At 41.2% G+C, this 24,861-nt stretch carries 20 protein-coding genes and 1 tRNA gene; 7 read left to right on the plus strand and 14 right to left on the minus strand.

Annotated features, from left to right (window positions below; translation table 11 throughout):
- Positions 1-10: 10 nt before the first annotated feature.
- The 3 genes from porW to J4856_RS07575 are packed head-to-tail and all read right to left on the minus strand — an operon-like array spanning position 11 to position 5,251.
- The gene (porW, locus tag J4856_RS07565) at positions 11-3,499 is read right to left on the minus strand and encodes a type IX secretion system periplasmic lipoprotein PorW/SprE (RefSeq protein ID WP_025837356.1); all 3,489 of its coding nucleotides are present in this window, start codon (positions 3,497-3,499) and stop codon (positions 11-13) included.
- 58 nt (positions 3,500-3,557) lie between these two features.
- Complete coding sequence (locus J4856_RS07570; protein WP_025837354.1) at positions 3,558-3,956, minus strand: hypothetical protein; 399 nt, start codon at positions 3,954-3,956, stop codon at positions 3,558-3,560.
- A gap of 41 nt (positions 3,957-3,997) precedes the next feature.
- Positions 3,998-5,251 (minus strand): 3-phosphoshikimate 1-carboxyvinyltransferase, encoded by a 1,254-nt coding sequence (locus J4856_RS07575; RefSeq protein WP_065367837.1) that lies wholly within the window; start codon positions 5,249-5,251, stop codon positions 3,998-4,000.
- Between the two features lie 124 nt (positions 5,252-5,375).
- Between J4856_RS07575 and J4856_RS07580 the strand changes: the two genes are divergently transcribed.
- Positions 5,376-5,450 (plus strand) — tRNA-Pro (locus J4856_RS07580).
- A 469-nt stretch (positions 5,451-5,919) separates the two neighbouring features.
- Entirely contained in the window at positions 5,920-8,085 is a 2,166-nt protein-coding gene (locus J4856_RS07585) for a family 20 glycosylhydrolase (RefSeq protein WP_025837352.1), read from the plus strand.
- Positions 8,086-8,265: 180 nt separating this feature from the next.
- Here J4856_RS07585 and J4856_RS07590 read toward each other — a convergent pair whose 3' ends face one another.
- Positions 8,266-10,341, minus strand: coding sequence for a TonB-dependent receptor plug domain-containing protein (locus J4856_RS07590; protein ID WP_065367836.1), 2,076 nt, complete (start codon positions 10,339-10,341; stop codon positions 8,266-8,268).
- A 220-nt stretch (positions 10,342-10,561) separates the two neighbouring features.
- On the opposite strand from J4856_RS07590, the gene xpt reads away from it, so the two are divergent.
- The 5 genes from xpt to J4856_RS07615 all read left to right on the plus strand — a co-directional run bounded on the left by xpt (position 10,562) and on the right by J4856_RS07615 (position 15,093).
- Positions 10,562-11,134: a xanthine phosphoribosyltransferase gene (xpt, locus tag J4856_RS07595; RefSeq protein ID WP_025837350.1), complete on the plus strand. Its 573-nt coding sequence runs from the start codon at positions 10,562-10,564 to the stop codon at positions 11,132-11,134.
- Between the two features lie 160 nt (positions 11,135-11,294).
- Positions 11,295-12,638: a nucleobase:cation symporter-2 family protein gene (locus J4856_RS07600; protein ID WP_025837347.1), complete on the plus strand. Its 1,344-nt coding sequence runs from the start codon at positions 11,295-11,297 to the stop codon at positions 12,636-12,638.
- A 201-nt stretch (positions 12,639-12,839) separates the two neighbouring features.
- Positions 12,840-13,298: a hypothetical protein gene (locus tag J4856_RS07605; RefSeq protein ID WP_065367835.1), complete on the plus strand. Its 459-nt coding sequence runs from the start codon at positions 12,840-12,842 to the stop codon at positions 13,296-13,298.
- A 125-nt stretch (positions 13,299-13,423) separates the two neighbouring features.
- Positions 13,424-13,987: a DUF4251 domain-containing protein gene (locus J4856_RS07610; RefSeq protein ID WP_025837345.1), complete on the plus strand. Its 564-nt coding sequence runs from the start codon at positions 13,424-13,426 to the stop codon at positions 13,985-13,987.
- The gene (locus J4856_RS07615; protein WP_025837343.1) at positions 13,984-15,093 is read left to right on the plus strand and encodes an energy transducer TonB; all 1,110 of its coding nucleotides are present in this window, start codon (positions 13,984-13,986) and stop codon (positions 15,091-15,093) included. The genes J4856_RS07610 and J4856_RS07615 overlap by 4 nt, the downstream gene beginning before the upstream one ends.
- Positions 15,094-15,319: 226 nt before the next feature.
- On the opposite strand, the gene J4856_RS07620 is transcribed toward J4856_RS07615, so the two are convergent.
- From J4856_RS07620 to J4856_RS07665, 10 genes are all read right to left on the minus strand, one after another.
- Positions 15,320-15,805, minus strand: a complete 486-nt coding sequence (locus J4856_RS07620) for a hypothetical protein (RefSeq protein ID WP_025837341.1) — start codon at positions 15,803-15,805, stop codon at positions 15,320-15,322.
- A 1-nt stretch (position 15,806) separates the two neighbouring features.
- Positions 15,807-17,288, minus strand: coding sequence for an MBOAT family O-acyltransferase (locus J4856_RS07625; RefSeq protein WP_025837339.1), 1,482 nt, complete (start codon positions 17,286-17,288; stop codon positions 15,807-15,809).
- A gap of 31 nt (positions 17,289-17,319) precedes the next feature.
- Positions 17,320-18,072: an SGNH/GDSL hydrolase family protein gene (locus tag J4856_RS07630; RefSeq protein ID WP_065367834.1), complete on the minus strand. Its 753-nt coding sequence runs from the start codon at positions 18,070-18,072 to the stop codon at positions 17,320-17,322.
- A 9-nt stretch (positions 18,073-18,081) separates the two neighbouring features.
- Positions 18,082-18,831 carry an exodeoxyribonuclease III gene (locus tag J4856_RS07635; protein ID WP_025837338.1) on the minus strand — a complete coding sequence of 250 codons (750 nt, stop codon included), beginning with the start codon at positions 18,829-18,831 and terminating at the stop codon, positions 18,082-18,084.
- 1 nt (position 18,832) lies between these two features.
- The gene (locus J4856_RS07640) at positions 18,833-19,477 is read right to left on the minus strand and encodes a hypothetical protein (protein ID WP_025837336.1); all 645 of its coding nucleotides are present in this window, start codon (positions 19,475-19,477) and stop codon (positions 18,833-18,835) included.
- Positions 19,478-19,553: 76 nt separating this feature from the next.
- Entirely contained in the window at positions 19,554-20,171 is a 618-nt protein-coding gene (locus tag J4856_RS07645; RefSeq protein WP_025837333.1) for a DUF4840 domain-containing protein, read from the minus strand.
- Positions 20,172-20,204: 33 nt separating this feature from the next.
- Positions 20,205-20,798 (minus strand): GTP cyclohydrolase I FolE, encoded by a 594-nt coding sequence (folE, locus tag J4856_RS07650; RefSeq protein WP_025837332.1) that lies wholly within the window; start codon positions 20,796-20,798, stop codon positions 20,205-20,207.
- A 67-nt stretch (positions 20,799-20,865) separates the two neighbouring features.
- On the minus strand, positions 20,866-21,531 hold the full coding sequence (locus J4856_RS07655; RefSeq protein ID WP_025837330.1) for an SPOR domain-containing protein: 666 nt from the start codon (positions 21,529-21,531) through the stop codon (positions 20,866-20,868).
- A gap of 98 nt (positions 21,532-21,629) precedes the next feature.
- Positions 21,630-23,750: a BT_3928 family protein gene (locus tag J4856_RS07660; protein ID WP_072904650.1), complete on the minus strand. Its 2,121-nt coding sequence runs from the start codon at positions 23,748-23,750 to the stop codon at positions 21,630-21,632.
- Positions 23,743-24,291, minus strand: a complete 549-nt coding sequence (locus J4856_RS07665) for a DUF1599 domain-containing protein (protein WP_025837328.1) — start codon at positions 24,289-24,291, stop codon at positions 23,743-23,745. The genes J4856_RS07660 and J4856_RS07665 overlap by 8 nt, the downstream gene beginning before the upstream one ends.
- Positions 24,292-24,861: the final 570 nt, after the last annotated feature.

Genomic DNA, 24,861 nt, shown 5'->3' on the forward strand with positions numbered 1-24,861 from the left:
TCTCCTTTCCTTAAAAGCCTTCCAAATCGTAATATTCATCTTCGATATCGTTCTGGATAGGCTGGTTCTTTTTATTATTTTTGTTGTTTGTCTTGTTCTGTTGAGGAACGTCATCACCAAAGTAGATAATTGGACCATCATCCGATGCCTTCTTCTTTTGTATCGGTGTAGTCTGTGACTTCTGTGTAGAAGGCTGTTTCGGCTTTGCTGTAGTAGGCTTTGTAGGCCTGTCTGAAGGCATCGATTCTGTTGTCTTTGCTGGTGTTGTAGGCCTAACAGGAACTGCTGGTTTTGCCGTTTTGTTTGGGGTGATCGGCGTAGTTGTCTTATTCGGTGTAACAGGAGTAGCAGGTTTTGTAGGCTCTTCCTCTGGAATGAAATATGTACTGTTGTCGTCAAGTACAGACTTCTTTTCCTCCTTTATCGGCTTCTCTTCTTCTATCACTGGCTTATTCTCCGTCGTTGACTTCTTGCCTTCTGTTGAAGCTTTCTTTTTCTCTACAGGAATCTCAAAGATGTTGCTGTTTTGTTCAATTATCTTTTGTTCTGTTTTTGTTGACTTCATATCTTCATCAGGGAAGGTTATTGTATTGTCAACAGGCATGTCTTGTGTATCAGGGTATAGGTCTGGATCATTTGCATGCTTCTGTTCTATCTCTTGCTGTATGTCACGTTCGCGTGGGTTTGCAACTTCTGCAGGTTCACTAAGTAGGTATCTCTTTGTCACAACGATAGGGGCAAAATGCTTTGCATAGAAAGCCTCATAATCCTTGAAACTATATATTGTTCCAATCAATTTAAGGTTCTTGTCACTGATGATGACACCCTTTGTCCCCTTATCCGTCTGCTGTACAACCGTCTGTGAGGCAAATAGTTGACGTGCATATTGATAAGCCTCATCGAAGCTACGGAAACCCGATACTTGCATTAGATGCATCCCATTGAGGTCTTCTATCTCAATTTCAAAATTACGGACGAGGAAGTTTGTAAAGTTGAATCGTGCCAACTCAAATAGCAACTTGTTCTCTTTCAGAGAGTCGGGATGATAGACCAGCATGAACTTGAAATCTATGTCACGTTCTGAAGAAAGCTTAGCTTGTTGTATGCTATCGCTATCTTTCATTACGTTTGCACGATAGCTCCATATGTCGTCAAGGTCAAACTTACCTCCACGTAGCTTCTTTCCAGCTTGCACACCATTAACAATCATACCCGCCATCTCGCTTATACGACTGTTAGGATACTTCTGTACAACCTCTTTCATGTCATTGACACAACCCGTAGGATCGCCATTATTCAGTTTCCCTAAGCCTCCAATGAAGAGGAACTTATCCCTATTGGCACCCATTGGGAAGCGTGAATCAGAGATGCGAGTGTTAGCTGCGACCTCACCATATCGTCCTTGTTTGAAAGCTTCATAGGTTGCAGCATAGAGTGAATCCTCTATCTGTACGCCAAATCGAAGATTCTGCTTATAGTATGGATCGGTAAGAAGAGCTGTCCACTTGCTCTTAGGATACTTCTGACTTAGTTGTGTGACATAGTTCTCTGCAAGCTGTGGTTCGTTCTTACGCATGTAAAGAAGATAGAGATGATAATATACATCGTCCATCTGTTCGTAATCAGGATAGTTATCACTGACCCGTCGCAAAGCTTTTTCTGCTAGGCGAAGGTTGTCAAGTCTGTCCTTAAAGATAACACCAGAATGGTGTAGTCCGTCTTCAAGAATCTTGTTACTTTGCGCTAACTGTTCTGCAGTGAAAGGAATCTGTGACAGGTAATACTCACGTTTATGTGGGTCATTTTTAAGAGAATCCGTTGATTGTTTGATAGAATCCTGCTGTGCCTCAATACGCATGATAGAATCTCTTTGCTCGTTTGTGAGTTCAAATGGTCTATTTGCATTGCTTATTTTACCCACAACACTTTGATTGATTCGTTGCCAGTTATCAATATTCTCTCGTTTACCCCATAGTTGTTGGAAAGTAATCTTACCTTGCTGAACCGCTGTTGGATTATAGAAATACCATGTATTGTCTTGCCCTTGTCTGTTATTTACAGATTTAGGCATACCAAGATTGTCATTCCCAAAGTCGCCATTCATCCCTTGTTGCTGTCCATTGTTCAATGGATCTTGCCTATTGCGCTCTTCTTTCTCTTTCTTCTTCAAGGCAGAGATGACACGATCAATAGCTGCGTTACGTTCTTGTTCTGAACATTTTGCAAGATATTGAAGAGAATCTTGAAGCTGAACAGCGTCCGTATAGGGTGCTAATTCATCTAATATCTTTGAACGTTCAGATAGCTGTTCATAATCTTTGCGATCCTTATCGAGTAGTCCGATGGCCTCTCCATAGCATCGTTTTGCATCACCAAAGCGTTCTTTTGCCCAGTAGAGATCGCCGAGATGGAGTAGTAACACACCCTTCTCAATACCACTCCTTGTCGCTTTCTTGTTTCCTTGCTCGTATGCGTTTATGGCTGCAAGCGTATCTCGTGTTGCAAGATATATGTTACCCATTGCATAATACACCTGATCAAGATACTCCTTATTATTGTCTGAAGACGCCATTTGCTTGAGCTTGCTAATCATCTTCTTAGTCTGTCCCTTAGCAGTAACTTCCGTCTGTGCAATACGTGCATTAAAGTCTAATTCGTAGGGAGGATTCGTACGAATAACTCGTTGGAAAGCTTTGTACGCCTCCTCATTCCTGCCGAGTGAACCCAATACTTGTCCGAGCAGATAGAGCTCACGAGCCTTCTGCTTCTTACGCATTTCATGCTTGATGACCTTTTGAAGATAAGGTACAGCCTTTTCCAACTCACCTGTATGTAGGTAATAATCAGCATAAGTATAGTCCCATTCTTTCACCGCTCGCCAATCCAACGAGTCACGTTGCATGTTGCGGATGATGTCTTCAGCGTCATAGAGCCAGTCTTGTTCTATGTAACATTTAGCCAGCCAGGCTCTTGCTTTCCCATAAATAGCCGGTTGTCCTTTGTATAGACGACTCATATAAGCAAAGGTTGCAGCAGCCTCTTCGAAAGCTCCTTTGTGAAACTGTGAACGTCCCATAAGCATCCACGCTTTCCAAAGAAAAGGATTGTATTCACCGCGTGATAACCACTCAATATCCTTTTCAGTCTTTCTTCTACTCTTAGTCCACTCTGGTCTTTTCTTTATGCTGTGCTTTGCAATGGCTTTTTCAGCTTTTTCTATAGCTCTATCGTAGTTCCCTTTTCCTAAGTCACGGCTGTTCTTATTGCCGACCGTATAGAGTGGGATGAGTTCTGTGAAGTTATCCTTGTTTCCATTCTCTTTCTCTAATGACCCATCAATATATGCTTGAGCCCCGTTATAGTAAACATTATAACGGGTATTGAAGGCATGCCACCAACGCGTCTGCGAGGTGTTATTCTTTGTTGAGCAACTAATAATTCCTAGGACACTGATTGTCAACAGAGAGAAGATAATATGTCTTTCGATTTTTTTCTTCACGTTTTCTTTGATGTTCTGTACAAAAGTAAGCGTCTTCAAACAGTGGTTGATATCAGACTTAATCTTCAATCATGGCTATCAACTCATCTTTAATTTGATTTGGAATGTTGATTTCGCGAAGGATGAGGCTTCTGTTCCAACCTTTTACTTCATTAGGCCGCATCGTATAGAGGACAGTCGCAAACTCTTCTACCTCCTCATCGGTGTATTGGTCTGACTGCCTCCCACGAAAGCGGTCGAGTTCTTCATCGTCATAGTATTCTATGTCTTTTATAGCGGCTTCCATCATACATACCTGCTCACATTTATCGTCGGTTCCATCACAGGAAGAACAGTCGCCAGAGGCAGACATTACAACATCAGGCTCACCAGCTTTCTTCTTGGTAAGTTTTGTTGCTATTGCTGCAATAATAGCTAAGATTAAGAGAGAAACAATGCCAATGAAGAATATATTCATCCTTTATTTTATTTTATTGTTTGTGCGACTGTAGGATTGGGTTAATCCACTTGTTCTATATGGAAACCAGCCTTACGTAAATCGTTCCAATAGTGAGGGTAAGATTTAGACACAACCTCTGGGTTATTGATGTGTATCTCACCCAATTTGATAGCGAGTGGTGCAAACGACATTGCCATTCGATGGTCTTCGTAGGTGTCAATGATAGGTTGTGACATCGGCTCACAGCGTTCGCCATCCCATGATAAGATGGTGCCATTATCTTCATGAAGTAGATAGCCTAACTTCTCCATCTCTCGCTTCATAGCGTCCATGCGGTCTGTTTCTTTAATTTTCAAACTCCCTAAGCCTGTGAAGTGGAAGGGTATTCCGAGTATTGCGCAGACTGCAATGAGTGGCTGAGCTAAGTCTGGGTGATTGGTAAAGTCATACTCCATCCTGTTCAGCATCCGTGAATGGCGTGTTAATATCGCTTCTGACAATCTATGAACGTCATCTTTGTTGAAACTTGTCTTGACACCCAATAGTGAGAAGATATATCGTACCGAAGAGTCACCTTGTCGAGAACCATCTTTCAATCCTTGCAAAACAACCTTTGAAGTCTGATCATCTTTGAGTGCAAGAATTTCATACCAGTAGCTGGCTGCGCTCCAGTCACTTTCTATGATGTAGGTGTGTTGCTGGTAAACCTGTGGGCTCACGCTGATAGTATCAAAATCTGACCATTCTGCTGATACACCGAACTCATGCATAAGATGTAGCGTGAGGTCAATGTAGGGGCGGGAAATGATGTTACCCGTTAATCGCAATTCTAAACCTTTTGTCAGGACAGGTGCAATCATCAGTAGTGCAGAAATATACTGTGAACTGACGTTACCCGGAATTTCTAATGTTCCTCCGTCAAGTTGTTTGCCACAGATATGGAGTGGGGGATAACCTTCCTCTCCAACATACTCAATATCTGCTCCTAAATATCGTAGTGCATCTACAAGGATACCAATCGGGCGATGTTTCATTCGTTCTGTGCCAGTGATTGTATATTCGCCATCAGTTACACTTAAGTAAGCAGTCATAAAGCGCATTGCTGTCCCTGCAGCTTTGATGTCGATAACATTTGATTGATGACTCAGCCCGCGAATGATGACCTCCGTATCATCACAATCTGATAGGTTCTCAGGCATCATCCCTCCCCTTGTGAGTGCCTGGATAATCAGTGCACGATTACTGATACTTTTTGAGGCTGGAAGCATGATAGAAGTATCAATATGTTCGGGGCATGTTATGATGTATTGCATGTATATTTAGTGCAGATTAATGATACGACAAAATTACAAAATAAACTTGGTATAGAATAAAAAGAAGTCCAAAAGTTTGCTAATATGATGGAAAGTAACTAATTTTGCATTGCTTTAAACGGAACGGGATGTAGTTCAGTAGGTTTAGAATGCTGGTCTGGGGGACCAGTGGTCGCCAGTTCGAGTCTGGTCATCCCGACAGAAAAATAACGACAATAAGGGCTACAACAAGTTTCTTTATTGTTTTTTTTTTTGATAATTGTACAGCAGTTAGTTGTGTATGCAGGCTTAGATGTCCTCTCATTGTTTTGAGCTAAAAAGTAGTTTTGAAATGTAGAGTCTCTTACTTTTTATGCTACTCAACACACTTCCTAGTTAAGGAAGGTTTCGCAATGCGTTCCTCAAAACACTTGTCATTCATCCTTCCAATCATTTGTCAGAATTCAGTTAAGCATCTACATTCATCTTAATTCGTTGCAATTAGTAATCAACAGCATGTTGTCTTTTTGTACTTTTATGTCTATGGAATAAACACGACAAAACTTTTGATGTATGAAAAGTATGATGGTAGAAAATCTTTGTATATCAAATCTTATTCGTATCTTTGCTACATCTGTAAAGATAATAAAACCAAAATCTATCATATTACATAAATAATAACAAACAAAATGGCTACAATGAGCGTAACCCCTTGGGCAAGTCTGTTGCAGGATTCTCTGCAGTTTATTCATATAAAAAACGCATTGAATGGCTCATCTTATTGGAAAGGATATGTAGGAAAGGGCGTGGCGTTGATCTTTGCCTGTTTTCTGTCAGGTCAGATGGTAAATGCACAGAACTTCAGAACTTTGCGCGATGTGAAGGTGCAAGAAACTGTACTTGACCTATCACAGACAGACTGTAAGGTGATTCCTCGCAATGCAATGCACTCTTGTCACCGTCTTACGTCGCTTATACTTCCCCCAAAACTTGATTCTATCGGTACGCAAGCGTTTTTTGCTTGTGACGGAATCAGTGGAAAATTACATTTCCCAGCAACTACGCGTGTGGTAGATGTATCAGCTTTTAATGGATGTCGTCAGTTGACAGAACTGTCTTTTGACGGTTCTACACGGATAGGTGCTTTCGCTTTTGCTAATTGTCGTGGACTCCGTGAAGTTCGTCTTTTGGCTGTTGTTCCTCCTTTTTGTGCTGACAATGCTTTTGATGGTATAGATCTTAGCCGTGTGAAACTTATCTTTCCTGCTAAAGCCAAGAAGGCATATCGTAACGCACCGGGCTGGCGTAATTTCTTCTCACGTCATGAAATGGAGAATGTATGCGACCCAGAGAATCTCCTTGTACCTCGTCCTCTCAAGTTGGAAGTTTACAAAAATAGTCTTCCTCTCGAATGGAAGGATGTTGTTGGAGTAGAGGCTCCACAGGAATTGAGTAATGAAAAGATGCAAGCTGAGCGTATCCTTGGTGAGCGAACAGCATATAAGAAGGGACGTAAAATAGGTCCGATGGTGCGTCTAGCACTTGATAAGTCGCTTACCAATGATGAGGCTTACACCTTGCAGGTCAATGATAAGGGAGTAACAATCAAAGGACGCACAGCAACCGGCGTGTTTTATGGACTGATGACACTCGAACAACTCTGTATTGGTAATGGTGTTTCATTACGTTCAGTGAAGATTCCTGCGCTCAATATTGCAGACGAACCACGTACGGCAATCCGTGAATTAATGGTCGACCCAGTGCGTCATTTTATTCCGTTTGATGACTTGAAGGGCTTTGTCGTTGAGATGGCACGCTATAAGTTTAATGCGCTTCATCTTCATTTGGTTGATGATCAGGCATGGCGTATAGAGATAAAGAAATTCCCAGAACTAATTGAAAAGGCGGCTGATCGTGTTGGAATGGATGATATGCCTGAGCGTATCAGCGGCTATTATACACAAGACCAGATGCGCGAATTGGTTCGTTTCGCAGCCCAGTACCATGTTATGGTAATCCCTGAGATTGAACTTCCAGGCCATGAAGTGGCTGCCGTTCATTGTTTCCCACAGTTGTCTTGTGCCAAGAAGCCTGTGCCTATTCGTTTGACCTGTGGTGTGAGCAATGAGTTACTTTGTCCTGCGGAACCCTTTGTTTATGAATTCCTCGATAATGTCCTTACTGAGTTAGCCGATGTGTTCCCAGCACCCTACGTTCATTTGGGAGGCGATGAGGCAGGACAGCCACCTTTGGGTGCTTGGACGGATTGCGCTGCTTGTACGGCATTGAAGAAGAAGGAAGGCTATACGGAGAACTGGCAGTTACAACAATATCTCTTCGATCTTGTGATTCATAAGCTTCAATCATTGGGAAAGACGCCTATGTATTGGTATGAGCAAGAGTTCAAGACAATACAACCTGGCTGTGTTGTTTATGCGTGGCGACATGGCTTGACGAAGACGGCTATTGATGCAGCTGTACGCAATAAGGCAAAGATAATGCTCTGTCCAGGTGAGCACTGCTACCTTGACTATCCACAGAATCGTGGCGATATGCCAGAGAAGAATTGGGGAATGCCGGTCACTACGCTTGAGCAGACTTATCGTCTTGACCCAGCGTGGGGACAGGATAACGTCTTTGTTCGTGATAATCTGCTCGGAGTGAGTGGAACGCTTTGGAGTGAATGTATCAATTCAACAGAACGAATTTATTATCAAGCATTCCCGCGTGCAGCCGCTTTGGCTGAGGCAGGTTGGAGTGTACCAGAACGTAGAAGTTATAAGGAGTTCCTCAAGCGAGTTCGTCCGTTGACAGATGATATGCAACGTCGTGGGGTTGCGGTAAACGTAAGATAGATTCTAATTGATGCTCTTCGGGCTGTAAAATGAATATCTTTACGACTCCGACTGATTATTTATAAAAGAATTATCATCACGTAGATAATGATTTATTTACGTGATGATAATTCTTTTTTTGTATGAAAGTAAATATTTATTATCGTGAAGAAAAATATTTATTTTCATGAAAATAATTCGTTAAAGGTTGAAACTGACGCCAGTAACGATCCATGCGCCTGGCTGTGAAACATTGCCATAGTCAACGTAATGGGTACCAAATAGGTTGTTTGCTTCAACGTATGCAGTCCACTTCTTTGCATTCCAAGTCATACGACTATCAACAACGCCATAGCTCTTATAGCTTTGTCGTTGGTTATTTGTATCAATATAGTTGCCCATACGATGTTGGAAGCGATAGTAGATGCCAAGGTCAAGATTGCGCCAGAGGTTCAACTGGAGATTACTAACAAACTTATTTTTCAGATATTCCAACGCATATTTGCTTACATAGCCTTGATCATCAATCCTCTTCTGGTGAATATAGCTATAAGCTACACCAAACTTCTTGAAGAACTTTTGTGATGGAAGAATCTGATAGAAGTCGAAATCGAGGGAAGCCTCCGTTCCGAAGTGCTTTATCTTTCCGAAGTTTACACTCTTCCATAGCACTGCTCCGTTAGCATCTAATGTGCCATCACTGATCCAGTCGATAAGGTTTTTATGGTTGTTCCAGTAAATGCTTGCCTTGGCAGTGACGCCCTTGTTGTCATATTTCACACCCGTTTCGAATGCTGAAAGTTCTTCTGGGCGAAGATGTTTGTCTGCCTTATGACCACCAACTGAGTAGAACAACTCTGTTACAGACGGCATACGGAGGGATGAATTATAGGAAGCATATAACTTCCAGGCGTTTCCTATACGATAGCTTGCATCCAGTCCAGGGTAAACATGCATTGGCATATCAGCTTGACTGTTTTTAACGGCAGTCAGACCCGCTGAGAGGGTGAAGCGATCAAGGATAATGTTATGCTCAAGTGCAAACTGAATATTCGTACGGTTCAGTCCAACAGTATAGTCTCTATCTGTTCCATGGATATGTTTTGGACGTGAAAGAGGTTCACCAAGGTTACCACTTACGAGGTCTTCATTGCGTAGTTCGGCAGCGAAGGCAGTACGTCCAAGATTCCAATCAAAGTATGCATTGAGGTTTACACCATAGATATCAGTGCGGTGATAGTTGAAAGGATACTTATTGGATGCGCCACGGAAGAGTTCAAAGCGGTCCATATTTCGGTTCCAATAGATAGAAGGGCGAATGTGGAAACGGCCCCGTAGGTTCTCAGCCTGAATGGCTGTAAAGGTCTTGAAAGTGTGTTCAAACTGGTCATCGTACTTTGCCGAATAGAAAGTATTTGAACCAAAGTCTTTCACACTCATACCTGTATGCCAGCGAACGGCAATGTCTTCATCCGTATAGTTACCTTGATAAAAGACTTTTGCTGTACGATAATCAGCGTTTAGATTACCTGCCTTGTTACGAAGGTATCCATCGCTGCGAGTGTAAGAAGCTGATAACTGATTGTTCCAATGCTTTTTAGAAGCAATGTTACCACGCACGCCAGCGCTGAGATAGCCGTAGGAGCCACCTTCAACATGGGCAGATAGACTTGTCTTTTGTGGAGTTCGGGTTACGATGTTTATAGCACCTAATAAAGAAGATGTACCATAAACGCGGGCTGCTGGACCCTCAAGGACTTCTATTCGTTCGATTTCACTAATGTCAACAGGGAAATCAAAGGAGTTGTGTCCTGTCTGTGCATCACAGATGTTGATACCATTGAGGAGGATAGTGATTTGTTCTGAGTTGCCACCTCGGATACTCACGTCAGTCAAGGCTCCTAAAGGACCTTTCTGGCGGACGTCAACACCGACGGCATACTTTAGCAAATCGTTTACACTTTGTACTGGAGCCGCCTGAATGTCTTCACGACTCAGTACAGTTACCATTCTCGCTTGCTGACTAACTGTCAGCGGTGCTCGCGTTCCAGTGACGTTCACTTCCTCCATCATGATGCCTCTGTTGGTGATAGTTGAGTCCGTCTCTGCCTTCTCTGTTTCAATACTAATGCCCTTGGCAGTAGCATTTTGCAAGGTAGCGACGCTCAGTACACCAATCAGAACCTCTTTCCCAAGAACAGAAAAGAGCGAATAGCCATGGTTAGTGAAGTGTTTAAACTTCAGAACGCTGCGCTTTTGAAATGTTGGTTTGTACATAATATAATTAAAGAAAACGTCGGAAAGGAGAGCTTTCCCCAACCGACAAACGGGTGCAAAAGTACTAAAAGTTTTCGTAACAATGAGGATTAATCGGTCATTATCAACTTTTATGTGGGTAAGATGTAGAAAAATACTTCATTTATGCATGATATATTTGAGATTTTTACTACTTTTGTAGGCAATTAATTCTCGAAACAGACAAACGATTAATTGCACAATGAAAGCATTACGTGACCGTATCCTAAAGGATGGAAAGTGCTTCCCAGACGGAATCTTGAAGGTTGATAAGTTTATTAATCACCAGATGGATCCTAATCTGATGAAGCAGATTTGTGTGGAGTTTATCCGCCGTTATGCATCAACAGAAATCAACAAGATTATCACAATTGAAGCGAGTGGCATTGCTCCTGCCATTATGATGGGATTTTTGCTTGACCTTCCTGTGGTCTTTGCGAAGAAGAAAAAGCCTTCGACAATGGGCGATATGCTTTCGACAAGCGTCTTCTCGTTTACCAAACAAAGAGAGTATAACGTCGTGATATCCAAAGAATACCTCGGTAAAGGCGACAAGGTGCTGTTTGTTGATGACTTCTTGGCTTATGGTAATGCGGCGAAAGGAATCATAGATCTTTGTAAAAAGGCAGGTGCAGAGTTAGTGGGTATGGGCTTTATCATAGAGAAAGCATTCCAACATGGTCGTGATGCGATTGAGGCAGCAGGTGTTCGTTGTGAGAGTTTGGCTATCATCGAGTCGCTTGATAACTGTGAGATTAAAATGAGAGAAAAATAAATGAGGTGGGCTTGTGTGCCCACCTTTCTTGTTTTATAGTGTTGTCAACCTAACTTTTTAGGAGAGAAAAGCTATACTTTGGGTTACTCAAGGTTGCCCTTTTCATTTTATAAAAGTATCAACGTTTACCTTAATTTTTAAAGCATTAAATAACAAAAGAATGGAAAAGTCGAAGGAACTTATCTATGGTCTGAATGATCGTCCACCAATTCGTGAAACAATTTTTGCTGCTCTGCAGCATTTGTTGGCAATCTTTGTAGCCATTATCACACCGCCACTTATCATCAGTTCGGCATTGAAGTTTGATTTGGATACGACTGGATTCCTTGTATCTATGTCTCTTTTCGTTTCAGGATTAGCAACTTTTATTCAGTGTCGTAAGTTTGGTCCGATTGGTGCTGGTCTGCTTTGTATTCAAGGAACATCTTTCTCGTTCATCAGTCCAATTATTGGTGCTGGTATGCTTGGTATGATTGATGGTAAGATGAACGTAGAGATGGGACTCAGCTACATCTTCGGTGCGTGTTTAGTTGCATCTGTTGTAGAGATGGTTGTTAGCCGCCTACTACCTTACACGCGTAAGATTATCACACCGCTCGTGTCTGGTATCGTTGTTTCTCTCATCGGTATGTGTCTTATCAAGGCTGGTATCAACTCTTGTGGTGGTGGTCAGGCTGCCGTTGATGCTGGTACATTTGGTTCTATGCAGAACCTAGGACTTGCTTTACTCGTATTGGTTAGCATTATTTTCTTCAACCGTTCAAACAACCGCTTCCTACGTATGGGTTCCATTGTGTTGGGACTATTGATAGGTTGTGTAGCAGCTTATTCTCTCCATATGATTGACTTTTCAAGTCTCAAAGGTAGTGGTAGCCTTAATATTCCAGTTCCTTTCAAATATGGTTTGAACTTTGATTTGGGTACAATCATCGGTATCGGACTCATCTATCTCGTAACAGCTGTTGAGGCTTTTGGTGATATTACAGCCAATTCGCTCATCTCTGGTGAGCCAGTTGAAGGTCCTGTCTTCTTGAAGAGAGCGCAAGGCGGTGTCCTTGCTGATGGTTTCAACTCTTTCTTAGCTGCAGTTTTCAATAGTTTTCCAAATTCCATTTTTGCTCAGAACAACGGAATGATACAGCTTACGGGTGTTGCCAGCCGTTATGTTGGTTATTTCATTGCAGGTGCTTTGGTTCTTTTAGGATTGTTCCCAGTAGTAGGTAAGGTGTTCTCACTTATCCCTGACCCTGTATTGGGTGGTGCAACATTGTTGATGTTCGGTACTGTTGCTGCTGCAGGTATTCGTATCATTGCCTCTACAGAAATTACGCGTAAGGCAGTATTGGTGATGGCTATCAGTTTTGCAATGGGCTTGAGTGTAGAGTTGGTACCTGGTATTCTTGATAAGATGCCTGATATCATCAAGAACATTTTCTCAAGTGGTATCACTACAGGTGGTCTTACAGCAATACTTGCTAATGCTTTCATCCGTATTAAAGAGTAAACATGAAAATACTGTGAGAAACCCAAATAGCAAAGAGGTTCTAAGTGAGTTCTTCAGAGTAAAAAGTATATTTTTAACCATCCTTTCGGTACATTCTCCTTTTAAATGTTTATCTTTGCAGAAGATAGAGGGGAATGTACCGAATACGTTTCTCCGTAAAATAGAAATTGATTCTTAACAGAATAGAGAAATAGAAAGACTATGTCAAATCAGAATAAACAGCATAAATTCACCAAGTCTTTGACCTTTAGAATTCTTTGTGTACTGGCGATTCTCATCGTCTTGGGCTTAATTTATAATTTTATTGTTGCAGCTGATGATACTCCTATGACTGAACAAGAGGAAGAAGAGGTACAGAAGCGGAATGCAGATGCAGACACAATTGATATTATCGGTGATTATCTATGGCCACAAATGAAGCCTTCAAAAGAGGATATGATGACTGATGAGGAGAAAGCAGCAGAGGCCGAGAAGGCTAAGGAGGGGAAAGATGGTACGGAAAAAGCAACTTCAGATAAGGTTCTATCAACCCAACATGAAGCTCCTGTCCCTGTCCCTGCCCCTGCTCCTGATATAGTACCTTCTTCAGATATCCCAGCAAAGCAGACATCTCCTTCTATTGATAAGATGGAGGCTCCAAAGATTGAAAAGATAGAATAAAAAAGAATCTTCTGGACATTAAGAAATGGGTGATACAAGACTTCACAACAGAGAAATCAAGGCCTTAAAGGTGATGTGTAGGGAAGGTGAATGATATAACGACTTAAAAGAAAGTGAGGTATAAAATGAAACGTTTAGTTTTATTCCTTTTTGTAGCCATTCTAATGGTAGGTTGTGCTACAACTTATTATGACTCTGAGGGTAATCCTGTACCAAAAGAGAAGATGGAACAGTTACGCACGGCTGCTGTGAAAGCTCATTTGGCAGAGCATCGTTATCGTGTGTTTGTTGATCGTATGTACCCGATGCGTGGTCCAGCTGTCTATTTACAGAATGATTGGGGCTTAGAAGTGAGTGGTGATTCCGTTGGACTTTTCCTTCCTTATTTTGGTAGAGTTTATCAAATTCCTTACGGACGTGGAGGTGGTTTAACGTTTGTTGAACCTCTAACAAGTTATAAGGAAGAACCAATGAAGGATGGTTGCCGTATCTTTATGACGACACGCAACGACTTTGAGAGCTATCAGATAGTTCTTGAAGTATTTAATAATGCTACTGTTTCATTAGTGGTTAATCCCAGTGAAAAGGAGACGATTAGCTTTTCAGGTGTGATGGAGCTTAATGATGTTTTTACACCAAAGGGTCAAAAAGCAAGTAAGAGACACCAGACAACATTCATGAAATTATGATTAACCGACTTAATACTTTGTTCCTGTTACTGTTTGTAAGTCTTATGGCATTCGGACAGTCGGCAGGAACAATTGCATCTAAGGATGCTATGCTTTATGAGTCGTCTCGACATCTGTATGAGAAGGGGGATACGTTGACGATTATCTCAAAGGATTTTGAATGGCCAAAAGGCTTGGATGGCTCTCTCCTATCAGAACTACAGCATTATCTTACAAGCTTTTTCTTTAACCAGTCTTCCGAAAGTTATGATACTGGTTGGAAGCAGTTTGAGTCTTCGTTAGGTAAAGAAGTGCGAACTATAAAGGATGATGCGGATGCTGAAAGGCGTTTTTATGATATGGGGTTACGATGTCTTTGGTTGGAGCCGGGAAGATACATTTCTTTTCTTGCCCGCTTGGAGGAGCGTAATGCAACAAGTGTCATTACCGCAAAGCATTCTTATTTTACCTTTGACCTTATTAATAAGAAAGTCTTAACGCAGAATGATGTGTTTAATCAGACACGTATGTGGCAGGATCCTAACGTTCGCTATCAGTTCTATGAACTGTTAGATTATACGGCAAATACGCATACTGAGGACTCTATAAATTGGGACCTTCTGCCCAATCAGTTTGCACTGATAGGACAGAATATACGTTTCGACCTTGGTGTTGATAACGGTGGAGGAGTTTATTCAGAAGTAAGTAATGACATGGTAGATGTCCTTTTCTCTAAGAGCTTTAAGAAGTGGCAGAAACAGTCATTATCTTATGCAGGCACTAAGAAACTTCCTAATGAGGCTGTATATGTCTCCTTATCACCTGATTCTGTCTTCCCAGAAATATTGCCACAGTTTGATGGAAATTTAGTTGCGGCTTTTGGGCAGAATTTTTCCGATACAGGACTTAACCCGGCAACAACTCCTGTGGGGAGAATTTACGCCTCTTTTATTGTTGATACGGATGGTTCTTTGAAAGATATAGTCTTTCTAACGGTAAATAATATTGAGTTGAACCGCAGTGTTGCTGCTGCACTTCAATTATTAAGAGGTTGGAAACCTGCAATGCATAACGGTAAAGCTGTAGCTTATAGATATAACTTTCCCCTCATTTTACACTTCCAATAAGAGTCGTGCGGAGCCTTAGCACGTGTGGTGCGGGTGGTAAGCACCAATGGTGCGGAGGCTTCGCACCAAACAAATAGATGTAGATGTGATTGTCGGTAAAGAGTTGGCTCAGAGTCGATTAATGCTTATTTATTGCTTTTTTCGAAGGTGAATGAAACACGAAAGCATTTGTTTTGTTTCACCAAAGAGAGGAGACGGAAAGTTGATAGGTTGTACTTATCTTCTTTTAGGGTATGCTTGTATGCCTTTCGTCCTTCTCTTTTTCAGCCTGATATAGGAAGTCGTAAATAATTTCTGTAACCCTTTCTTGCCCTTCGTTAGTAAGTGCTGGAAGGGTGAAGATTCTTCCCTTTGTTGTATAAATTATCTGAACGATGAAAGGAACGAAGTAATAATTGTAGTCGTTTATCCCTTCTATTTCATCAGCAGTTACTTCTGTATATTTGCAACGTAGACAATCGTAGAAACAAATATGGTCACCTTTGATGGATAGATAGTCTTTTTCCCATAGTTTTTGGCAGGCAACAAAAAGTTTGAAAAGCCAAAACGAAACAGTATGAAGTATGATTAAGAGTGCGAAAATGAGCATGAAAGGATGGGCAGCGTCTACACCTTTGTGCCCAAAGAAAAACCATATAAAAAAGAAGACGGGAATGGATGTGAATAACGCATCTAAGAGTAATAAGCCACTATATTTGTATTTGATAACCATCTTAGAATTGTGTGTAAATAAAAGGTTGGATACTATGATGACTAAGATTAATAACTAACTGCATAATAACAGCAAAGATACATAGCTTAACAAGCCATGAAGAATGGATAAACTTACTTTTCAGCCAGTTATAGTCAGTCTCTCGAATACTATGAAGTTCTAAACTTATCATCACAACGGCAAGCCATAGTGGGTATTCCATTAGGAAGGTGTAGGCATCTGCGAGGCTGATAGTATGTAGGATGTTGTCTATTAACGTTGTAGCAGTTGTCATATCCGCTGCACGGAAGAATATCCATGCAAGGGAAACATAGCCAAACGTAATAAACCAGCTGATACCTTTTGTATATTTATTGTCTGGTATCTTATCCAATCCATTGTTTCGGCAAAACTTATGAATGACCAGTCCGATACCATGAAGTACACCCCATACGATGAACATCCATGATGCACCATGCCACAGACCTGCCACTATCATTGCTAAGAAACTATTGAGATAGGTGCGAAGTTCGCCTTTTCTGTTTCCTCCCAATGGGATATAAAGATAGTCACGGAACCATGTGGAGAGAGCTATATGCCAACGATGCCAAAACTCTGTGAGGTTCAGACTCTGATAAGGGAATCTGAAATTGTCTTTTAGCTCATATCCCATCAGGGCGGCAACACCAATAGCAAGGTCGCTGTAACCCGAAAAATCGAAATAGATTTGAACTGAAAAGCCCAATACGCCCATCAAATTACCAAAGCCACTTTGGCTTGCAGGTGCATCAAAAACGATGTTATTGTATTGTGCAATATAGTCGGCGATGAGTGCCTTCTTTATCAGTCCGCAGATAATCAGCCATAAACCTTTATACACAAGGCTCTCATTGACATTATTTTTTTGCGTCTGAACTTGTGGAAGCAAGACCTCAGCACGAGTGATTGGGCCAGCGATGAGGAGTGGGAAGAAGGTAAGATAGAAAGTGTAATCTATCAGTTCTGCAGTCTTGGGATAACGTTTATTATAGATATCTACCGTATAGCTGATAGCTTGGAAAGTAAAGAAAGAGATGCCAACAGGCAGTAACATCTTCTCTGGTGAGAAGTTGGTGCGTAGCAGCTCGTGGAATATCTCAAGTGTGAAGTTGGTGTATTTGTAGTAGAGTAGGGGTAGTAACTCTGTTAGAATGACAATCGCCAGTCCTATCTTCCGTATCTTTCCACGCTTCAATCGCATCATAAAGCGGGTGAGATACCACGAACTAATGGTAATAATTGGCAATAGCCACATCAGTGTACCATTCGCTTTAAAAGCAAAGAAAAGACTGAAAGCAATGACGTAAACCTTTGTCCACGTCTGACGATAGCAGTTCAATCCGATGTAGATAGCAAAGAAAAGAAGGAAGGATGCCATAAATGGAAAGGTACACAATGACCAGTCCTTGTCCGGTGAAGACAAGAATTCGAATAAGGCGGTCGTTAACTGTGTTATATTTGCCATTTATCTATCGTTTTGTATAGACTAATCCTAATTAATAGCCTTCAAAAGAAGGTTGCAAAAGCTTTGTATTGGTGGCCTTGTGATGGGCTTTTGGCTTGTTGAGTTGTAGTGGATTAGCACACTCTTTACTCCTTATAAACTTAGCTGCAGTGTCCATCCAGTAAGCTGCTGCAGCCCATGTTGGATGATAGTGGTCGCTACCACGTTTGAGTTTGAGGTTTCGACTATCAAAGAAGTGTCCTTTACCAACAGTCTCCTTAATGACATCATTGATACCTGTATCGCCATTCCAATTAGAAGGACTTATCCATACGAAAGGAATATTACCTATTTTCTTTACTAATTGTTGTACATATTGCGTACGATTGGCAAGGTCGTTGATAAATAGCTCATTACTGCCAAGGCAGATGAGTATGTATGTTGGCTTATATTCAGCAATGAAGTGTTCTAAGGTTTGGGTGGTTCCCCAACGCTCAGTAGAAGAACTATACCAGATAACGGTATATAGTTTGTGTCCGTTTTCGCCTGCATAATCACCCAACCTACGTGAAAGCCCTTCCACCATTGAGTCTCCAATGAAAAGGATTGTTTGGTTACGATGTACCTTTTTAGCGGTATGCTTTGTTTGTTTTGTTTTCTCAATAAGCGGTCGGCTTAGGTTGACAAGCGTTATCTTGCGGATAGTATAGCTGCCCATTGTTATCTCGGTTGGGATAACAGCATAGACAATAATGGCTGCCATGACAGCAGCCATCAAGAGTAGTGTCTTTATCTGGGCGTGCATACGATTGTCTTATTTCAAGATAATTTCCACAGGACAGTGGTCGCTTCCCATAATCTCTGTATGAATCTTAGCATCTTCGAGGCGGTCTTTGAGACGTTCTGAGATGAGGAAATAGTCGATACGCCACCCCGTATTCTTCTCTCTTGCACGGAAACGATATGACCACCAAGAATAAGTAACCTGCTCTGGATAAAGGGTACGGAAGGTGTCGATGAAGCCATTGTTTAGTAATTGGGTCATCTTCTCACGCTCTTCATCAGTGAAGCCAGCATTCTTGTGGTTTGTCTTTGGGTTCTTGAGGTCTATCTCCTGATGGGCAACATTCATATCACCACATACGATAACAGGCTTTTTCTCATCGAGTTTGTGGAGATAGGCTTGGAAGTCATCTTCCCACTTCATACGATACTCTAATCGACGAAGCCCATCCTGTGAGTTCGGTGTATAAACAGTTACGAGGTAGAAGTCTTCCATCTCGAGTGTAATTACACGTCCCTCATGGTCGTGCTCATCAATATCAATACCATAAGTCACGCTCAATGGCTTATGCTTTGTGTATATTGCCGTACCAGAATAGCCCTTCTTGTCTGCGTAATTCCAATAAGACTCATATCCAGGAAAACTGATATCGAGCTGTCCTGCTTGCATCTTTGTCTCTTGTAGGCAGAAGAAATCAGCATCTAAGTCCTTGAATTGCTGTTCAAATTCCTTTCCTACACAGGCGCGAAGCCCGTTTACATTCCATGAAATAAACTTCATTCTATTTCTTCTTTTCTAATGTACTTATTTCAAATTCAACAGGGTGGGTAAATTTTGTTTGGTCCTTATATTCAGAGTGTCCTTGGCGTTCTATAACCCTGCTCAGCTTGTTGATGATAAAAGTCATTGTAAGGCTGGACGTCTTTGCGTCATAGTGTGCCCTGAGGACATCCGTCTTCATGTGTCCGATTATGTTATAAGTACCATAATCGTTTTTGATGGTTGTTTTGATTATCGGGAGTGCATAGAAATCTGCAGGATTCTTTGTTTTGGGGTCACCTAAGAGTCGGAAAGAAAGAGAGGCTGTTGGAGCTGCTTTTAACGCTGAACGAAGTCTGATAGCTTCTTCATTGTTGTCTAACTCAGAAATTCCAAAAGCGAGTGCTTCGTAAGGAAAATCTTTGCAAACTACTTGTCCGTTCTTGTCGATTGTCAAATTTGAATAGGCAAAAAGACCTCCATTCTTTCCGCTGGCATGAATAAGCGCTTTGTACTCGCCGGAAATGATGTTTAAGATCTTTGTTTGTTCTTCAATGAACTTTTCGGTTGATAGTTCTTTATCTCCGTTATCGTCTTTTGAGCAGCTTGTGAGGCATAAGGTGATGGTGCATAGTGCCATAGCTGCAAGTGTCATAATCTTTTTCATATACTTTTGTTTTAATGTTTTTATCTTATAGTAAAGGTAGACTACTCGTCTTATATCCCATGAAATAAATTTTCATTTACATCTTATATCCTTCCAGATAGAAGCTAACAGGTGTATCAAAATCCTCTTGTATAATTGCAGTTGCATGTGCCTTTTTTATTTTCACCAGTTTATATATAGTGAATTGCATTTGCATTTCAGAGTTGTTCATTGTATAACTACTGTTAAACTGCTTATTGTTAAAGGAAACGGCACCTGTTAATTCATAAGTTTCGTTGGCTGTTGTAATATCAAACTTGAAGTTAGATGATAAGTTGAAAAACACCTTATTGTCTTGTGGTTGTACTGTCGTAATATACAATTTCAGCGGTCTTTGCTTCTCGTTAACGAGGGTAGTATATAGCGAAGATGCAGACTTCTTTGACACTCCATCTGCCAACAATTGGTATGGGAAGTTGTTGACTGTAATGGTAGAGTTCTTATCTACAGTCCAATTGATTCCCTGCCAGTTTGTTGTTGTTGTCCCATAAGTAGCAGCCAAGTTACCTTTATAGTTTCCAACAATGTTGTTGAGCGCCTGTATAGCATTTTTCTCAGCATCTGTCATGTCGTTGTCTTTTGAGCAATTTGCAGTAAACAATGCTATTACAAGTGCGCAGGCTACAACTACAGTGGTATTTATTTTTCTTTTCATTTTTGAATCTTTGAGTTTATCTTAGTGTTTAAATTAGATTCTCTTAGTCTCTCCACGCAGCAAGTCCATGAACTCATTGCGGGTCTTACTTGATTCAAATACACCGCTATAAGCACTTGTTGTGGTGATAGAATTCTGCTTTTCCACACCACGCATTTGCATACACATGTGCTTTGCTTCGATGACAACCATTACTCCTTGTGGCTTCAGTGTGTCATTGATGCACTGCATTACCTGCTCTGTTAAGCGTTCTTGTACCTGCAGACGATGTGAGAAGATATCCACAACACGTGCAATCTTGCTCAATCCTGTTATATATCCGTTTGGGATATAGGCTACATGAACCTTACCATAGAACGGAAGAATGTGGTGTTCACACATGGAGAAGAAGTCAATATCTTTCACAATAACCATCTGGTTGTACTTCTCTTCAAACAAAGCATCTGTCAATACCTTATGTGGGTCTTGTGTATAACCACGTGTAAGTACCTGCATAGCCTTTGCAACACGCATAGGTGTTTTCTGCAAACCTTCTCTTTCAGGGTCTTCTCCTAAGAGTGTAAGCACCTGTTTGTAGTGTGATGCAAGTTCGTCTAATCCTTCACGGAATGGTATTTCTGGCGTCATATTATTTTGATTTCTGATTAATTGTATTTGTTAGGGTTCTCTTTATGATAATAAGGTGGAATAATCCTTAGAAATCTACAGGTTGTGTTGTCTTAATGCTCACCATCATTCGGATGACGTTAGCATGTGGATAGCCTTCCTTTCGGAGTGTTCGCATAATCTTCTTTGCTGCATTGTAGTTGGTAAAATTACCTACAAGACACATCCAACGTGGTGGGTAAAAGTGTATATAAACAGGTTGATCAGGGAAGAGTTGCTTCGCTTTTTGACCCGCCTTGTCTGCTTGTTGGTGAGCAATACGAGTATTACCACCGCTATAAACTTGTACACGGAAGCCTCTTACTTTCTGTGTACCTTTCTTGATACGTTTGGTCACAATCCGCGTGTCTTCAACCTCATCCCATGAAGGGACGTGCGGTCTTCTGACTAAACGTTTTACAATCTTTGTTCTGACAGGTTGTAAGGTGCTGTTGTCTGGGCGTGCTATTTCTGGCTTATGCTCGTTTAGCTTTGGAACAGTTAGCTGTCTCGTGTCTGGCGTCTTGATAGCTGGACGTGCGCTCTCGTTTTGACTCTCTACTTTCTTTTGGTTTTTATTATTCTTCTTTTGTGCTTTCTTGCCATTTACCAATGCGTCAATTTCGGCACTCTGGGATACCATTACCGATCCTTGGGCGTTAACAGCTACAACAGCCGTAAGCATAAAAATAATGGTTGTAAGGAGTCTTTTCATTCTATAGTGTATAAAAATTGAAATAGAGGTTGTATCAAAAATGCCAATGGTTGTTGACCAAGTAGCAATTTGATACAGCCTCTTAGATTTTCTTTGAATTACTTCTTCCAAGCGTCGATGATAGCCTTGAAGTCAGCAGCCTTCAATGAAGCACCACCAATCAAGCCACCGTCGATGTCAGACTTGCTGAACAACTCTGCAGCGTTGCTTGCGTTACAGCTACCACCATAGAGGATTGTTGTGTCCTCTGCAGCCTCTTTACCATACTTCTCAGCAACGATAGAGCGGATGTAAGCCAACATTTCCTGAGCCTGATCAGATGTAGCTGTCTTACCAGTACCGATAGCCCAGATTGGTTCGTAAGCCAAAACGATGTTCTTCCACTCCTCAGCAGAAAGGTGGAATACAGAACCCTCGAGCTCAGCCTTTACTACCTCGTTCTGCTTCTCAGCCTCACGCTCCTCAAGAGTCTCACCGCAGCAGAAGATAACCTTCAAACCGTTAGCCAATGCCAACTGTACCTTCTCCTTCAAGATCTCTGCAGTTTCACCATAGTACTGGCGACGCTCAGAGTGACCAAGGATAACATACTGTGCACCAGTGCTCTTTACCATAGCGGCTGAAACCTCACCCGTGTAAGCACCTTTCTCCTTGTCAGCACAGTTCTCAGCACCAAGTACAACGCCTTCAGCGTTCAACACCTGTGCAACACTTGCAAGGTGAATGAATGGAGTACAGATAACAACATCACAGTTTGGCTTCTCTGCCTTCAATGAGTCGTTGATTTCTTTTGCCAAAGCAACACCTTCCTGCAGGGTCTCGTTCATCTTCCAGTTACCTGCTACAATTTTCTTTCTCATTTGTCTTTTACGTTTTAAAAGTTGATATAATTTATTTGATTGTTCTTTTTGTATTAACCATTGCTCCTTTTGTCTCAACCATTCCTCACGTTTTCTTACCCATCGTGTCCATGCCCAAATACGATCGGCTACGATAAGGAGTGCCAGTGGGAAGATATAACAAATAAGAATCAATACAATTTTTGTCCATGTCTCATTCTCTGGTTCACGTCCTACCTCTATAAGCGACAATGGTGCGTTCAGTTCTGCTTGTTTCGGCAGGTCGTTATGACTCCACTTATTAATGATAGTACCTTTATAAAGCAGTACCAAACCTGGGTTACTTCGAATAATGGTCTTTAGGGTTGTGCCATCCATTGTATAGAATGGATATTCGGCTCCGGTAATATCACGCCAGTGTTTAACGGCTTTATCCGTACTTGCTGTAAGTCCGTAGAAACCATATCCATTCTCTTTCGCATATTCATAGATAGCATCAATCTCACCAAAATTACCATCATCGGCACGTTCCAATACAGGTGCAACAAGTAGGAAGGTATAGCCATCTTTGGTTAGTATGCTATCGGTAAGGTCGTCTCCTGTCTTTTCATCTGTAATTGAGAAGTCGTGGATAGGAGGCTCATAACCCTTTTCAAGTATCTCTTGGTGTGTATCTTTGAATACCCATGTAGAATCATTGTAAGGGTAATCATTCTCTGTGAATTCTTTTGTTACGCCATTCTTCTCACAGATGAAGGTCGTCTTATAAGTCGTTAGCTTTGCCCCTTTGGGTATTTCCATTCCCTTTTTGATATTCTGTCCGATGTAATAAGGACGGAAATCAAAGATAGGCAGATGATAAAGACTCAGTGTGGAGGCTGTGACAATAAAGACAATCGTGAAATAAAAAGCTATCCACTGATTTGTTTTTGATACAAAGCGTATTTGATAAAGTGGCCAGCATGCAAGGATGATGGCTGCTGTCAAGAGGATTAGATTCTTGATGAATGTCTGCGTATTTGTGAGATGAACGGCATCACCAAAGCAACCACAATCCTGTATTGGATTGCTTACAGTAAGCCAAAGGGTCACAAGCGTCATCACTACCATCATGATAAGAGATATCTTGCTGGCGAGTCGGCGACGAATAGCAAGCAAGAGCATCACACCCAAGGTGAACTCTATTGCTGATAGTCCGACAGATAAAATTAATTGTGCCCAGTCTGGAATATATGCCGACAACTGCACCGCCTCTAAGTATTCTGCAATCTTATATTGCGAACCTAAAGGGTCAATCGCTTTGACAAAGCCCGAAAAGATGAATGTCAAAGCAAGTAGGATACGGCTGAGGTTTACCAGTATAGACTTTATTTTATTCATGTAGTTTGATTGCTCCAAAAACAGCGTAGTTCATTATATCCATATAATTGGCATCGATACCCTCGCTGATAAGCGTTGCACCACCAAGGTCTTCAATCTCCTTAATGCGTTCAATCTTTGTTAAGATAAGGTCGGTATAGCTGCTGACACGCATATCGCGCCAAGCTTCGCCATAGTCATGATTCTTCTTAATCATCAGCTCGTAAGCCTCTTTCGCATAAGAATCGTAAAGTGCCAATGCCTCATCAGGGGTCATGTCAACGCTGTCGACAAAGCCTTTTTCCAACTGGATAAGTCCTACGATACTGTAGTTTATCAGCGCAATGAATTCTGGACGAATACCTTCCCCCACCAAACTCTCACCCTTAATCTCCAAAGAACGGATGCGTTTCGCCTTAATAAAAAGCTGATCAGTAAGGGAAGAAGGGCGCAAAATACGCCATGAAGCACCATAGTCATGGAGCTTCTTTCCAAATAGACTTCTGCACTCTGCGAGTACATCTTGAAATTCCTGCTGTGTCTTTGTCAGTTGACTTGCCATAGTCTTATATTGATTTGACTGCAAAAATACGTAATTTCGCTGTAATAAACGAATGAATTAACAACTATTCCCGCCTTTCAATGTTGTTCTTAAGTCATTGTGAAAGATTAATGTATTGCTCCTAATTACGATTATCTGCTTCTATAGTGAAGAAATGTATGACTTTTTTTATTTTCGATGTTAAGACTTGTTCGCCTAATCCCTCGCTAAGGTTCAATTGCAGTTTTTTGTATTGTAGATATTCAAATGAAAGTTTTATTTCCATTTGCTGTCATTTTTAACATTTCATATATATTACTCTGCAACAACAAGTTAAGAGCTTGTTGCAGATGACAGGAATGACAGAAAGTTCAGAAAAAGTGTTTATGGTAAAACGAAAAGAATTAATAGATTTAGAATTTTCTTTCTTGCTACAAAGAAAAATGTCATTTCAAAGATGTGTACATTCCTTTTGCTCCGAGCCTATGTGTTCTATTCATACATTAGATGCATGACTTATACAATAAAAGAGCGGGAACGCCTGTTAAGGAAGTTCCTGCTCTGTTAGTTTATGTGTAAAAAGAAGTGATG

This window comes from Prevotella scopos JCM 17725 (assembly GCF_018127785.1).
In the GTDB taxonomy this organism is placed as follows: domain Bacteria; phylum Bacteroidota; class Bacteroidia; order Bacteroidales; family Bacteroidaceae; genus Prevotella; species Prevotella scopos.